The organism is Curtobacterium ammoniigenes NBRC 101786, assembly GCF_001571045.1.
Lineage (GTDB): Bacteria > Actinomycetota > Actinomycetes > Actinomycetales > Microbacteriaceae > Curtobacterium > Curtobacterium ammoniigenes.
This window is the reverse complement of record NZ_BCSV01000005.1, coordinates 144820-157978: the sequence shown is the minus strand read 5'-3', so window position 1 is coordinate 157978 and position 13159 is coordinate 144820. Positions and strand designations below refer to the sequence as shown.

Sequence of the window (13159 nt, the reverse complement as noted above, 5' to 3'; positions counted from 1 at the left end):
GTAACCGGGACCGGCGACAGGGACGCGCCTCCCGGACGGGCGGTGGATGGGCACCAGCCGACGCCGCCGGACAACGAGAAAGACTCCTCACGCACCCGCCAGAGCCCGGTTACCCTTGCTGCGTTTCCGCCCTGGGGGAGTTGGCCTGGATGGCGTCACGTGAGGAGCCGCCGACGAGTCTAGCGGACTGCCACGGCCGCTCCCATGCCGGCTGGAGTTTGATCAGTTGTATGAGGATCGCAATTGCTGGTGGACACGGTCAGATCGCACTCCTGCTCGAGCGCATGCTCGTCGACGCCGGGCACGAGGCGCTCGGCATCGTGCGGAACCCCGCGCACGTCCGCGACGTCGAGGCGACCGGCGCGAAGGCACTCGTCGCCGACCTCGAGCACTGGAGCGACGACGACCTCGCGCTCGAACTGCGCGGCTACGACGCGGTCGTCTTCGCCGCTGGCGCCGGCGCGCGGAGCGGTGGCGAGCGCAAGTTCACGGTGGACCGCGACGCCGCGTTCCTGCTCGCGGACGCTGCAGAGCGGATGGGAATCGACCGCTATGTGATGATCTCCGCCCAGGGCGCCGACGCATACGACCGCGTCGCAGCGGTGCTGCCCGCACGCGACGACAACAGCGTGTTCCAGATCTATCTGCGCGCGAAGGCGGAGGCGGATGCGAGCATCCGCGCTCGCGGCTTCCGCTGGACGATCGTGCGTCCCGGGACGCTGACCGACCGGCCCGGTCAGGGCCTCGTGGCGGTCGGTGACTCGCTCCCGCACGGCTCGATCCCCCGCGCGGACGTCGCCGCGGTCGTCATGCATTCACTGCTCGATGGCACGGCGGTGGGTCGTCAGTTCGACCTCACCTCGGGCAGCGCGCCGATCGCCGACGCCCTCGACGCGATCACGATCCGGTAGCGAGCGCCGCCTCGGCGGACTGCCGAGCGATCTCCAGCTCTTCGTTCGTCGGAATCACCAGCACCGCGACGCGCGAGGTGTCGGTGGAGATGCGGCGCGCCTCCGACGAGTGCAACTCGTTCCGATCGTCGTCGATCTCAATGCCCAGGTGTTCGAGCCCGGCGAGCACACGTCGACGCAGCAGCGCGTTGTTCTCACCGACACCCGCGGTGAACACGATCGCGTCGAGGCCGCCGAGCTGCGCCGTGTACGCGCCGACGTACCGGCGGATCCGGTGGCGATACACGGCGAGCGCCGCCTCTGCATCGTCATCGCCGGCGAGCGCGGCGTCCTGCACGTCGCGCATGTCGCCGTTGCCGGTCAGACCGAGGAGGCCCGACTCCTTGTTCAGCATCGTGTCGAGCTCGTCGAAGGACAGACCGGCGACCCGGTGGAGGTGGATGAGGATCGCCGGGTCCAGATCGCCCGAGCGGGTCCCCATCACGAGCCCTTCGAGGGGTGTGAGCCCCATCGAGGTGTCGATCGATCGGCCCCCGTCGACCGCGCACGCCGAGGCGCCGTTGCCGAGGTGCAGCACGATTGTCTTGACGTCCTCGAGTGGTCGTCCGAGGAACGCTGCGGTGCGCTCCGACACGTACTTGTGGCTCGTGCCGTGCATGCCGTACCGGCGGATCCCATGCCGTTCGCTCAGGTCACGGGGAATCGCGTACGTGTACGCCCACGGCGGCATCGTCTGGTGGAACGCCGTGTCGAAGACGGCGACCTGGGGCACATCGGGAAATTTCCGCGATGCGGCACGGATCCCCTGGAGGTTCGCGGGATTATGCAGCGGCGCGAGCGTTGCGAGCGCGTCGATCTGCGCTTCCACCTCGGGGGTGACGACTGTCGCGCGGTCGAACGTGGTGCCGCCGTGGACCACCCGGTGGCCGACGACGTCCGGCGCGTGGTCCTCGAGTGACGGGCCCGTGTTGTCGAACGCGTCGAGCATCGCCTGAAACCCGGCGTCGTGGTCGGGCACTTCGGCCGCGTCGTTCGAGGTCGCCTCGCCGGTCAGGTGGTTTCGGTGGCGCCAGGCGCCCGACTGCTCGCCGATGCGTTCCACAAGACCGGAGGCGAGGGTCTGCTCACCATCGAGCTCGATCAACTGGTATTTGAACGAGCTCGAGCCGGAGTTGACGACGAGGGCTGTGGTCACCGTGAGGCTCCTGTTCCGTCGGTGGTCGCGGCCTGGATGGCGGTGATGGCGACCGTGTTGACGATGTCTCGGACGAGCGCACCGCGCGAGAGATCGTTGATCGGCTTTCGCAGCCCCTGAAGGACCGGTCCGATCGCGACGGCGCCAGCCGAACGCTGCACCGCTTTGTATGTGTTGTTGCCCGTGTTGAGGTCCGGGAAGATGAACACGGTCGCTCGGCCGGCAACGGGCGAGTCCGGCATCTTGGTCGCAGCGACTGTCGGATCGGCAGCGGCGTCGTATTGGATCGGGCCTTCGACGAGCATCTCGGGTCGACGTTCGCGGACGAAGGCGGTCGCCTGCCGCACCTTGTCGACATCCGCACCGGTCCCGCTGTCGCCGGTCGAATAGCTGAGCATCGCGACCCGGGGATCGATGCCGAACTGCGCAGCGGTCTCCGCCGAGGAGATCGCGATGTCGGCGAGTTGGTCGCTCGTCGGGTCGGGGATGACCGCGCAGTCGCCGTAGACGAGGACACGGTCTGCGAGCGCCATGAGGAACACGCTCGACACGACGGAGGTGCCCGGGCGGGTCTTGATGATCTCGAACGCTGGGCGGATGGTGTGCGCGGTCGTGTGCTTGGCGCCCGAGACCATCCCGTCGGCGTAGCCGAACTGCACCATCATCGTGCCGAAGTACGAGACGTCGGCCACGGTGTCGTGCGCGAGTTCGACCGTCATTCCACGGTGGGCTCGGAGGCGCGCGTACTCATCCGCGAATCGCTCTCGCAGCGGGCTGTGCTGGGGGTCGACGAGCTCGGCCGCCTCGATGTCGAGGCCGAGTTCGCTGGCCCGCGCTCGCACCGTGGTCGGTTCCCCGAGGATCGTGAGCGCGCAGACGTCGCGCTGCAGCAGGGTCGCGGCAGCCGTGAGGATCCGGTCGTCGTCGCCCTCGGGCAGGACGATCCGCGTGCGCGACGCGCGAGCGCGATCGAGCAGCTGTCGTTCGAACATGAGCGGTGTCACCACTTGCGAGGGCGTCACTTGCAGTCGCTCCTGCAGGACGTCGGCGTCGACGTGCTTCTCGAAGAGGGAGAGCGCGAGCTGGGCTTTCCTCGGCGACTCGACCGCGAGCCTCCCGCGCGTCTGCGTGATTCGCAGGGCCGTGTCGTACGTCCCGAGATCGGTGCGGGCGATCGGGAGGCTCGACGGCAGGCCCTCGAGAAGGCGTTGGATCTGCGGAAGCTGCTCGAACCCCCCGATGAGGATGACGCCGGCGACGCTCGGGAACGTCTCGGAGGCGTGGGCGAGCACCGTCGCGATCAGCACGTCGTTGCGGTCACCGGCGACCACGACGATCGCGCCCTCGATGAGCCGCGGAAGCACATTCTCCATACTCATGCCGGCGATGACGGTGCCCATCGCCTCCCGGTCGAGGAGAGACTCGTCGCCGCGGATCAGCGTCGCTCCGGTCGCGGCGAGCAACGCGCGAACGGTCGGCGCGACGAGGACTGCATCCTCGGGGATGGTCCAGACCGGGGCACCGGCATGGTGGGCGGCGATCGCACGCCCGACCACCTCGTTCGTGCGCTCGAGCGCGTCCGGGTCCGCGCGGTTCACGACCACGCCAAGGAGCGCCGCGTGCAGCGCGCGAAGTTCGCTCGTCGTCACGTCGGCGACTTGCGCGATCTCTCCCGGAGTGCGTGCTGCACCATCCGCGGGTGACCGTCCGCCCAGCACCAGGAGCACGGGCGCCCCGAGGTTCGTTGCAACGCGGGCGTTGAACGAGAGCTCGGTGGGCGTTCCGACGTCCGTGTAGTCGGAGCCGACGATGACGACCACGTCGCAGGCGCGCTCGATCGCCGCGAACCGCGAGACGATCGTGCCCAGCGCCGCGTCCGCGTCGGCGTGCACATCGTCGTAGCTCACGCCGACGCACTCCTCGTACGGCAGGTCGACGGACGCATGCGCGCGGAGCAGATCGAGGATGCTGTCGCGCTCGTCAGCGGAGCGGGATACCGGCCGGAAGACCCCGACTCGCCCGACGGTGCGTGTCAGCGCCTCGAGGACCCCGAGTGCGACGGTGCTCTTGCCGGTGTGTCCCTCGGCCGATGTGATGTAGATGCGAGTCGCCACCGGTTCACAGTATTGCGAGCGCATCGGATTCGCCTTCGAACGGAGGCGCGACGCAAGTGGGTCCGAAGCCGTCGCGGTGATCCCCTGGTCGGCGGTCATTCGCACGTCCGGAGCCCTGTACCATGGGGACTCGTCGCCGTGAGGCGTCGCCCAGGAGGATTCGCCTAGTGGCCTATGGCGCACGCTTGGAAAGCGTGTTGGGTGCAAGCCCTCGGGGGTTCGAATCCCCCATCCTCCGCCACCAGACGCTCGCCTGCGGCCGCCCGTCGTTCGCGGGGGGCCGAGCTCGGCGCTTCCTGCACCGGACGGATGGACCGTTCGACGAACGGGCCCCGTCCTCACGTCTCCCAGGGATTGACGATTCGTAGTCCCGTCCCGACGAAGTCGCGAACGTTCCGCGTGGCGAGCGCATCGGCGCCGGCCGCCACGACCGTTGCGGCGATGACCGCATCAGCCACGCTGATCGGGGAGCCTGCTCGGTCACGAGCCTGCACAATCCGGGCATAGTCGACCGATGCTGACAGATCGAACGGGATGACTCGACCGTCGAACACCTCGTCAACGAGTCGACCCACCTGCCGCGAAAGCCGCTCTCGCCGACGCCCCTCGGGCAGCCGAGCGACACCGGAGAGCAATTCAGCTGACGTCATCGAGGTCAGGTGCAGCTCCTCCGCGACCTGGGAGTCTGCCCACGCGAGCACACGAGCATTCGGGATTTCCCGCATGAGTTCGGACACGACGTTGGTGTCGAGAACGATCATTGCTCGTCGAACGGCGCCACCCGGACCGTTTCAGCCTGCCGCTCGACGCCCTCCCAGTCGAGCCCGGCGAACAGTGCATGGATCCTGCTTCCGAGTCCGTTCGTTCCACCGGCCGCGCGTCTCGATCGCACCGCCTCGGCAAGGATGACCCGAGCCTCCCCTTCCATCGATCGCCCATGCTCGGCGCCGAGTTGCTTCAAGCCGGCGCGAGTCTCGTCGTCCACGTTGCGGACCGTCAATACCGCCATACGGGCACTCCCTTCTGCAACCATGCTAGCAGAATGCATGCACGCTCATGACGAGCCGCATACGGGGTGGACGGCCTGGTAGCGGCGCCCTTCGATGCGATGGGCTGCGGGCGTGATCCCCCTCCTCGCGACCTGATGGTGCGCAACCGGAACATTCCACGCGTTTTCGGCATAGCGTGCACTCGATTGCAATGTCGCATTGGAGGCTCACATGTCGTTCGCCATCACACCGTTCGTTCCACTCGCGCTCGGGTTCTTCGGACTCGGAACCGGCTACCTCATCTATGGGCCCCAGGAGTTGCTGGGCTGGCCGAAACGCGATGAGCGCGTCGACGCCGCAACCGGGATCTGGGGCATCTGGCTACCGGGCTTCTGCCAGTTCGTGACCGGCGTCATCCTGTTCATCGGGCTGACGTGGTTCAAGGTCTTCAACGAGGCGCCGCTCTACATGGCGGCACTCGCCTTCAGCGCATACGGCATCCACTGGTTCGCGCTCGGATACAACCGATACAAGGGCCACGACCCGCGCCCGAACGCCGGTATGAGCGTCGCCTTCTTCATCATCTCGGTGCTCGGCATGTCGGTGTTCTTCACGGCGGGCGACTGGCCGGTCGGACTGCTCTTCCTCGGTCTGTCCCTCGTCTACATCTCGGAGTTCATTGCGACGATCGGGATTGCGGTCGGCGAGCGGCTGCTCGGTCTCATGCACATCATCGTGGGCCTGTGGCTGATGTACCTGATGATCGCGGCGGTCTACAACATGGCGCTCGGCGCGCACCTCCCGCTGTAAGCCGCGGCGACGAGCCGGGAGCCGCGGAATATATCCGATTTCCGTGCTCCCGGCCCGCAGGCCGTCCTCTCTATACAAACGAATCGAAATCTTCTTCTCGGCACAGCGGTCCTGCCCTATGCTGACCAGAGGTCCGACCCGAACGGACGCGCACCGAACCGTGTTCGAATCGCACGGAACCTCGGCGCCATTGTGGGGATAGGAGATCGCCGTGGGGGAACTGGCGGCACGCGAGAGCAGAACCGCTCGTCCAACTTTCGAGGCGGTGATTCGGCCCCGGCAGGCGTTGCTCCGGAGCGCAGCCCTGAGCGTTGCCCTCTCGGCCATCCCGCTCGTTGTCGCGCTGGTGCTCGTCTCGCTGCCGTTCCGGCTCTGGGCGGCGCTGGCGACGATCGTTCTGATCCTCGCGGTCTTCGCGGTGGTGCTCCTGGTCAGGCTCCGCATCGCGTTCGTGGGCGTGAACGGCACCCACGTGAGCGTCCGATCGGTCCTGACGCCGAGTCGGCTGGTGCTCCGCAACAGCATCGACCGCATCGTGCTGGCGACGGTCTTCACGACATCGATCGAACGGCAGACGCGAGAACTGATCGCGCTCGACCACGAGGGCGCTGCCCTGTTCCGCCTCGATGGCAGCATCTGGGCAGACGCGTCCATCACCGACATCGCGGCAGCACTCGGCGTGCAGCTCACCGAGCTCCCGAAACCACTCCCGCTCCGCGAACTCATCCGCCGATACCCGTCCAGCCGCCTCTGGTACGAGCGTCGCTCCGGCATCGCCGCGTCGATCGGCCTGGCCGTCCTCTTGATCGCCGGTGTGCTCGCCGCCGAACTCGGGGTGCTGCTCCCCCTCTGAAGCGGTCGCGCTCCCGCTGACCGACACCGCCCCTCTGAACCTGCCCCACGGTTGGGCGGTTCTCCGACGCCGCGCCGCGCACGCAGCCGCGGCGGTCACGCTCCCGCTGACCGACACCGCGCCTCCAGCACGACGAAGCGCCCGCCGCGCCCTGCCGAGGCAGGTGCGCGACGGGCGCCGGGGTGCCGAATTACCGGTGGCGTCCCACGCTCGTCAGCGCCGCGAACGACACAGAGCCGAGCCCGGTGATGTCGTCGTAGCCGGGCGCGTTCTTCAGCGACTCATCCTGGTTCAGTGTCACGAGGTAGTCGTGACCCGAGTAAGCGGACGTGTACGCAAGCGCGATCGGCGACGCCGGCGCGGTGACGTCGTTGAACGCATACGGCGCGACGCGGTCGACCGCGTAGAGCGTCGGGTTCGCGAAGCCGATCTGCGTCGACGTCGTCTGCTGCACGATCGCCATGAGCGCCGCCGTGATCGGCGATGCAAGCGACGTCCCGCCGTACGTCTCGGTCACGTACCCGCCGGAGGCCAGGGTCGCGTCGTCGACGATGGGCCGGATTCCGATCGAGAATCCGGTGTACGGGTCGGCGAGCGCAGCGAGGTCCGGCGAGACCCGCTTGCCCTTCGACAGCGAGGAGGGGACCACGCCGTACTGGTAGCTCGGCTCAGCGAAGTACGTGCTCGCGCCTCCGCCGGCGCCACCGCCGAACAAGTTGCCTGGGAGCGGGGCCGTGTAGGACTCGACACCGTTCGTCGACACGATGCGGTCGAGGACATCGCCCCAGCCGGTCTCGAACGTCTTGTGACCATCCGCGCCGATGCCCATGCTCGTTCCACCGACCGCGGTGACCCACGGCGACGAGGCAGGGAAGTCGGGCTGCGGCGTCGCCAGGTTCAGCGACTCGTCGCCGCTGTCACCGCTCGAGAAGTAGAGCCCGATGCCCTCGCCGGCCGCTTGGAGCTGCAGGTTCACCTCGCCCTGGATGCTGGAGATCGGCAGGTCCTCGCCGACATCGCCGTAGCTGTTCGACACGATCGTCGCGAGCTTGTTGTCAAGGATCTTCGACATGGCCACGTCGAGGCCACCGCCGCAGTTCGTGCCACCGACGTAGAGGATGCGAGCCCCCGGAGCGATCGCGTGGGCGGACTCGACGTCGAGCGTCTCCTCCCCCTGCCATCCGCTCGGGTACTGGCACGCAGCCTCATCCGTGAAGCTCGACGGTGCCGGGGCGATCTGCTGGAACGTGGCGTTCGTCAGCTGCGGATCGCCGTGGCTCGCGGCATACGTGTTCGCATCCTGCAGGATCGTGGGCGAGGCGTACGCGTCGATGATGGCAACGGTCTGTCCCTGCCCCTGCACGCCGTGCGCGGCGAGCGTGTCCACGCCGTACGCCGACCGGAGCTGCGACGGAATGTATCCGCAGTTGAAGGTGTGGACCACGGTCTGCCCGTACGCGGCGGGTACGGTCGCCGTGTGCTGGCCGTCGTACGTCGAGCACTGGGCGTTGATCCCGGACGACGTCGCCGCACCCGATGACAACGACTGCGATGGAGCACTCGCGTTCGTCGACGAGCCCTGCTGGATGAGGTCCGGGCGCGTCTCGAGACGGGCTTGGTCGACGCTGAGTCCCGAGACCTTCGAGGCGATGTCCGCGGGAAGTGTCGGCGTGCTCGCTGGCGCGATGAGCTTCTTGCCGTTGTGACGGTAGGTGTGCAGCGGCGCATTGATCGTCGTCGCAACGACGCTCGCCGGTCCGCGGAACACCACGTACTGGCGGCTCGCCGGCACCGCGGTGATCGTCAACCCCTTGGACTGGAGGTACGACACGACCTGCGAGACGTCCTGTCGCGTGGGTGCGAATCGGTCGATCCAGACATTCGGCGCGATGCCGCGCCGGTACTGCGGGCTTCCGGGCGTCGATACCGCGGTCGCGAGGGCCGTCGCCCCGGCCTCATTGCGGAGCGGCAGGTAGACCTCCCCCTCCACGCTCGTGTCAGCTGGAGCGGCGCCCGCGTCGTTGGGCGCGCTCGCCCACGCCGGAACGGAGTTCGGAACGGGGTCGCTCGCCGCGGCCTGCGCCGGCGCGACCATGAATAGGGATGTGCCGACGACTGCAGCGCCGGCGATGGCGGCGCTGATCGAGCGCCGACGTGACCGAGGTATCACGGATGTCCTCTCTGAGGGGATGCCGAAAATCCAGGGAGTTCTCGGCAGATCGTTGCTCGACGCTAATTTGCGGAGCGCGATTTGCGACAGTCAGTGAAACAGCCGACACTCGCTGTACCCCGGTTGGGGGTCGTTCGATTGCGCCCCGGCGCTACTCGCGCGGAGGCGGAACGACTCCCACTCGATGCGTGATGAGGACAGCGAGCGCGACGATGAGTGCCATGCCGACGAAGACCCCGGCGAACGCCCCTCGGTCGGCAGCGCCGCCGAGCCCCTGCAGGAGACCTCCGGCGACAGCGAGTCCGAGGACCGCGCCGACCGAATCCGCGATGGTGAGGGCACTGCTCGCAAACCCCTTGTCGTCCGTGCCTGCGAACCGAAGCGTGAGCGCGGAGGTGCGCGGATAGACGAACCCCATACCGCCTCCGGCGACGAACCAGCCGGCGACGGACAGCCACCACGGCGCACCCGCCGCGGCGACGACGAGCTGTGCTCCGATCCCGATGATCACCAGCGCGAACCCGCCCCGGAACGCGCGGAGCGCGGGAACCATGCGCTCGGACAATCTCCCGTGCAGCCAACTCGACGTCGCCCAGGCGATCGCCGACACCGTCAGCGCGATTCCAGCAGTCCCGGGCGTCATCCCCTCGTGACGCTGCAGCAGATACGGCACGTACGCCTCCGCGCCGAAGAACGCGGCCGCGGCGAGGCCGCGGAGCACCACGACCGTCGGGAGGCCCGGCCTGGCACGGAATGCGCCTACCGGCAGCAGCGGTCGGACGGCGAGCAACGCAGCCACCCCGCTGACCGCGGCAACGGTCCCGCCGACCGCTGCCGGAAGATCGGGCGCGAGATTCACCACGAGCACGGCGGTTGCCGCGAGCACGGCCCACACGATGCGGCGGGCGTCCCACCCGGGGCGACGGTCGTGCGCGGGAGGACCGATGTGCCGCAGGCTCGGCGTGAGGAGCGCGAAGCCGGAGACGCCGATCAGCAACGCGCCGGCGAACACCCAGTGCCAGCCCCAGATGTCCGTGACGATGCCGGCGATCGCCGGCCCGACAAGGGCAGGGACGACCCACGCACCCGCGAAGGCAGCAAAGATCGGGCCATGCAGTCGGTCTGGGAACAACCGCGCGACGATCACATGGAGGACGACGCTGAGCGCCCCGCCGCCGAAGCCTTCGACGAGTCGTCCGCCGAGGAACATCGGCATCGACGTCGCGAGCATGACGACGGCGGTGCCAAGCGCGAACAGCGCCCCGGCGACCCACGCCACAGCGCGCCCACCGCTGCGATCGGACCAGTTGCCGGCGACGACCATCCCCGGGACGCCCGCTGCGAGCGGGGCGGCGAAGCTCAGCGAATAGAGCGCAGCGCCGTTCAGATCCCGACTGATCTCCGGCATGATCGTCGTCATTGCGAGGCTTTGGAACGCCGCGACCACCGCGATCGCGACCGTGCCGAGCGTCGGCAGCAACAACGCGCCGCTGAGAATCCCCCGCTCGCGGCGACGCTCGACCCCGGAGGCGGCCGAGGAAGTCACTCCCGCGCGGCGCGTTCGAGCGCCTGATGGAGATCGGCGACGAGGTCGTCGACGTCCTCGATTCCGACGGAGAGCCGGACCAGGTTCTCCGGAACCGCGAGCTCGGTACCGCGCACCGAGGCGTGCGTCATCTCGCTGGGATAGCCGATGAGCGACTCGACGCCGCCGAGCGACTCCGCAAGCGTGAAGATCTCCGTCGACTCCGCGAATCGCCGCGCGACCGACGCGCCGCCGGCGAGCGCGACGGACAGCATCCCGCCGAATCCACGCATCTGCTGCGCCGCGATGCGGTGCCCCGGATGGTCGGCCAGACCGGGATAGAACACTCGGTCGATCGCCGGGTGCTCGACCAGCGCCTCCGCGACGGCCTGCGCGTTCGCGGAGTGCCGGTCCATCCGAACCGCGAGCGTCTTGATGCCGCGGACCGTGAGCCACGCATCGAGCGGCCCCGAGATCGCTCCGGCAGCGAACTGGAGGAACGCCACACGCTCGGCGAGCTCCTCGCTCCCGAGCACCACCGCTCCCCCGACCACGTCCGAGTGCCCGCCCAGGTATTTCGTCGTCGAGTAGACCACCGCGTCGGCACCGAGCGACAGCGGTCGCTGCAGATAGGGCGACGCGAACGTGTTGTCGACGACAACCGTCGCCCCGGCGCTGTGGCCGATCTCCGCGAGCAGGGCGATGTCCGCGATCTTCATGAGCGGGTTCGTCGGCGTCTCGATCCACAGCACCAACGGATCGGAACCTGGCGCGCCGATCGTCGCGCGCACCAGGTCGGAGTCGCTCATGTCGACGGTCTGGAGCCGGACGCCCCAGGGAACGTGAACGCGGTTGACGAGGCGATGCGTGCCTCCGTAGACGTCGTTGCCCATCACGACGCGGGCGCCCGGTCGGAGCACCGCCCGGAGCAGGGCGTCCTCCGCCGCCAACCCGGACGCGAACGACAGTGCCGCTGCACCGCCGTCGAGATCAGCGAGCAACGTCTGGAGGCTGTCCCGCGTCGGGTTCGCGGACCGCGAGTACTCGTACCCGCTCCGGAGACCGCCGACCCCGTCCTGCTTGTACGTGGACGTGAGATGCAGCGGCGGGACGACCGCGCCCGTCGACGCGTCCGGCTCCTGGCCGGCATGGATCGCGCGCGTGCTGAACTCGGTCATGGGGCTCCTCAGTGGTGCTGGTGGGACAGCGCGGTCAACAGGTCCTGTCGTGTGACGACCGTCAGCGGCTTGCCATCGGCGACGACGAGCAGCGCGTCGCTCGCCTGCAGCGCGCGCCGCGCGGACGCGACCGACTGTCCGAGGCCGATGAGCGGCAGCGCGTCGCCGATGAGTCCGACGATCGGGTCGGACATCTTCACGGTCCCCGCGAACACGTGATCGAGCAGATCGCGCTCCGATACGGCCCCGACCACCTCGCCCATCACCACGGGCGGCTCAGCGCTGAGCACCGGCATCTGGGAGACCCCGTAGGTGCGCATGATGTCGACGACGTCACGCACCGTGTCCGTCGGATGCGCGTGAACGAGATCGGGCAGCCGATCGCTCTTGCCGGCGAGGAGCGTCTCGACGGTCTGCTCCTCGTCCTGATCGAGGAATCCATAGGCACGCATCCATCGATCGTTGAAGATCTTGCCGAGGTAGCCGCGCCCGCCATCCGGGAGGAGCACGACGACCACGTCGTCCGGGCCTGCTGCGCGCGCGACCTCGAGTGCCGCGACGACAGCCATGCCGCTCGACCCACCGACGAGGATGCCCTCCTCGCGCGCGAGTCTGCGGGTCATCGCGAACGCGTCGGCGTCCGACACCGCGATGACCTCGTCCGGAACGTCGGGGTCATATGCCCCAGGCCAGAAATCCTCACCGACGCCCTCGACGAGATACGGGCGTCCCGTTCCGCCTGAGTACACCGAGCCTTCGGGGTCGGCGCCGATGATGCGCGTCGCCCCGCCCGAGATCTCTTTCAAGTACCGTCCGGTGCCGCTGATCGTGCCGCCGGTTCCGACGCCGGCGACGAAGTGCGTGATGCGTCCGTCGGTGTCGCGCCAGATCTCCGGACCGGTGGTCTCGTAGTGGCTCAGCGGTCCGTTCGGGTTGGCGTACTGGTTCGGCTTGTAGGCCCCCGGAATCTCGCGAGCGAGCCGATCGGACACTGAGTAGTACGACTCGGGATGGTCCGGCGGGACCGCAGTCGGCGTCACGACGATTTCCGCACCGTACGCGGTGAGCACGTTGCGTTTGTCCTCGCCGACCTTGTCCGGCAGGACGAAGACGCAGCGGTACCCGCGCTGTTGGGCGACGAGCGCAAGCCCGACCCCGGTGTTCCCGCTCGTCGGTTCGACGATCGTGCCCCCTGGTCCGAGGTCACCGGCCTGCTCGGCCGCATCGATGATGCGGGTGGCGATCCGGTCCTTCGCGGACCCGCCCGGGTTCAGGTATTCGAGCTTGACGAGGACGGTCGCGGTGATCCCGTCGGTCACTCGGTGCAGCTTGACGAGAGGGGTGTTGCCGACGAGATCGACGATGGTTTCCGCGTACTGCACGGGAGTCGAGTCTACGTCGCTCGGTCCTGGTC

Annotated in this window: 11 protein-coding genes, 1 tRNA gene and 1 other RNA gene; 4 read left to right on the top strand and 9 right to left on the bottom strand. The window is 68.4% G+C overall.

The window, feature by feature from the left end; translation table 11 throughout:
• Positions 1 to 75: 75 nt before the first annotated feature.
• Positions 76 to 172: signal recognition particle sRNA small type (gene ffs, locus CAM01S_RS11910), an RNA gene on the bottom strand.
• Positions 173 to 230: 58 nt separating this feature from the next.
• On the opposite strand from ffs, the gene CAM01S_RS11905 reads away from it, so the two are divergent.
• Positions 231 to 911, top strand: coding sequence for an NAD(P)H-binding protein (locus CAM01S_RS11905; RefSeq protein ID WP_066521842.1), 681 nt, complete (start codon positions 231 to 233; stop codon positions 909 to 911).
• On the opposite strand, the gene CAM01S_RS11900 is transcribed toward CAM01S_RS11905, so the two are convergent.
• Positions 898 to 2106 carry an acetate/propionate family kinase gene (locus CAM01S_RS11900; protein WP_066521837.1) on the bottom strand — a complete coding sequence of 403 codons (1209 nt, stop codon included), beginning with the start codon at positions 2104 to 2106 and terminating at the stop codon, positions 898 to 900. The two genes, CAM01S_RS11905 and CAM01S_RS11900, sit on opposite strands and share 14 nt — an antisense overlap.
• Positions 2103 to 4220 carry a phosphate acetyltransferase gene (gene pta / locus CAM01S_RS11895; protein WP_066522265.1) on the bottom strand — a complete coding sequence of 706 codons (2118 nt, stop codon included), beginning with the start codon at positions 4218 to 4220 and terminating at the stop codon, positions 2103 to 2105. The genes CAM01S_RS11900 and pta overlap by 4 nt, the downstream gene beginning before the upstream one ends.
• A gap of 153 nt (positions 4221 to 4373) precedes the next feature.
• On the opposite strand from pta, the gene CAM01S_RS11890 reads away from it, so the two are divergent.
• Positions 4374 to 4461, top strand: a tRNA-Ser gene (locus CAM01S_RS11890).
• A 97-nt stretch (positions 4462 to 4558) separates the two neighbouring features.
• On the opposite strand, the gene CAM01S_RS11885 is transcribed toward CAM01S_RS11890, so the two are convergent.
• Together CAM01S_RS11885 and CAM01S_RS11880 are read right to left on the bottom strand one after the other, a co-directional pair.
• Positions 4559 to 4981, bottom strand: coding sequence for a type II toxin-antitoxin system VapC family toxin (locus CAM01S_RS11885; protein ID WP_066521834.1), 423 nt, complete (start codon positions 4979 to 4981; stop codon positions 4559 to 4561).
• Positions 4978 to 5229, bottom strand: a complete 252-nt coding sequence (locus CAM01S_RS11880; protein WP_066521829.1) for a FitA-like ribbon-helix-helix domain-containing protein — start codon at positions 5227 to 5229, stop codon at positions 4978 to 4980. The genes CAM01S_RS11885 and CAM01S_RS11880 overlap by 4 nt, the downstream gene beginning before the upstream one ends.
• Positions 5230 to 5440: 211 nt before the next feature.
• On the opposite strand from CAM01S_RS11880, the gene CAM01S_RS11875 reads away from it, so the two are divergent.
• Positions 5441 to 6019: a hypothetical protein gene (locus CAM01S_RS11875; protein WP_066521825.1), complete on the top strand. Its 579-nt coding sequence runs from the start codon at positions 5441 to 5443 to the stop codon at positions 6017 to 6019.
• A gap of 211 nt (positions 6020 to 6230) precedes the next feature.
• Positions 6231 to 6872, top strand: a complete 642-nt coding sequence (locus CAM01S_RS11870) for a hypothetical protein (RefSeq protein WP_157071551.1) — start codon at positions 6231 to 6233, stop codon at positions 6870 to 6872.
• 190 nt (positions 6873 to 7062) lie between these two features.
• On the opposite strand, the gene CAM01S_RS11865 is transcribed toward CAM01S_RS11870, so the two are convergent.
• The 4 genes from CAM01S_RS11865 to CAM01S_RS11850 form a co-directional block, all read right to left on the bottom strand.
• Positions 7063 to 9042 (bottom strand): S53 family peptidase, encoded by a 1980-nt coding sequence (locus CAM01S_RS11865; RefSeq protein WP_245631634.1) that lies wholly within the window; start codon positions 9040 to 9042, stop codon positions 7063 to 7065.
• A gap of 151 nt (positions 9043 to 9193) precedes the next feature.
• Positions 9194 to 10588: an MFS transporter gene (locus CAM01S_RS11860; RefSeq protein ID WP_066521820.1), complete on the bottom strand. Its 1395-nt coding sequence runs from the start codon at positions 10586 to 10588 to the stop codon at positions 9194 to 9196.
• Positions 10585 to 11745 carry a cystathionine gamma-synthase gene (locus tag CAM01S_RS11855; RefSeq protein ID WP_066521817.1) on the bottom strand — a complete coding sequence of 387 codons (1161 nt, stop codon included), beginning with the start codon at positions 11743 to 11745 and terminating at the stop codon, positions 10585 to 10587. Before CAM01S_RS11855 ends, CAM01S_RS11860 begins: the two co-directional genes overlap by 4 nt.
• An 8-nt stretch (positions 11746 to 11753) precedes the next feature.
• Complete coding sequence (locus tag CAM01S_RS11850) at positions 11754 to 13127, bottom strand: cystathionine beta-synthase (RefSeq protein WP_066521811.1); 1374 nt, start codon at positions 13125 to 13127, stop codon at positions 11754 to 11756.
• Between the last annotated feature and the right edge of the window lie 32 nt (positions 13128 to 13159).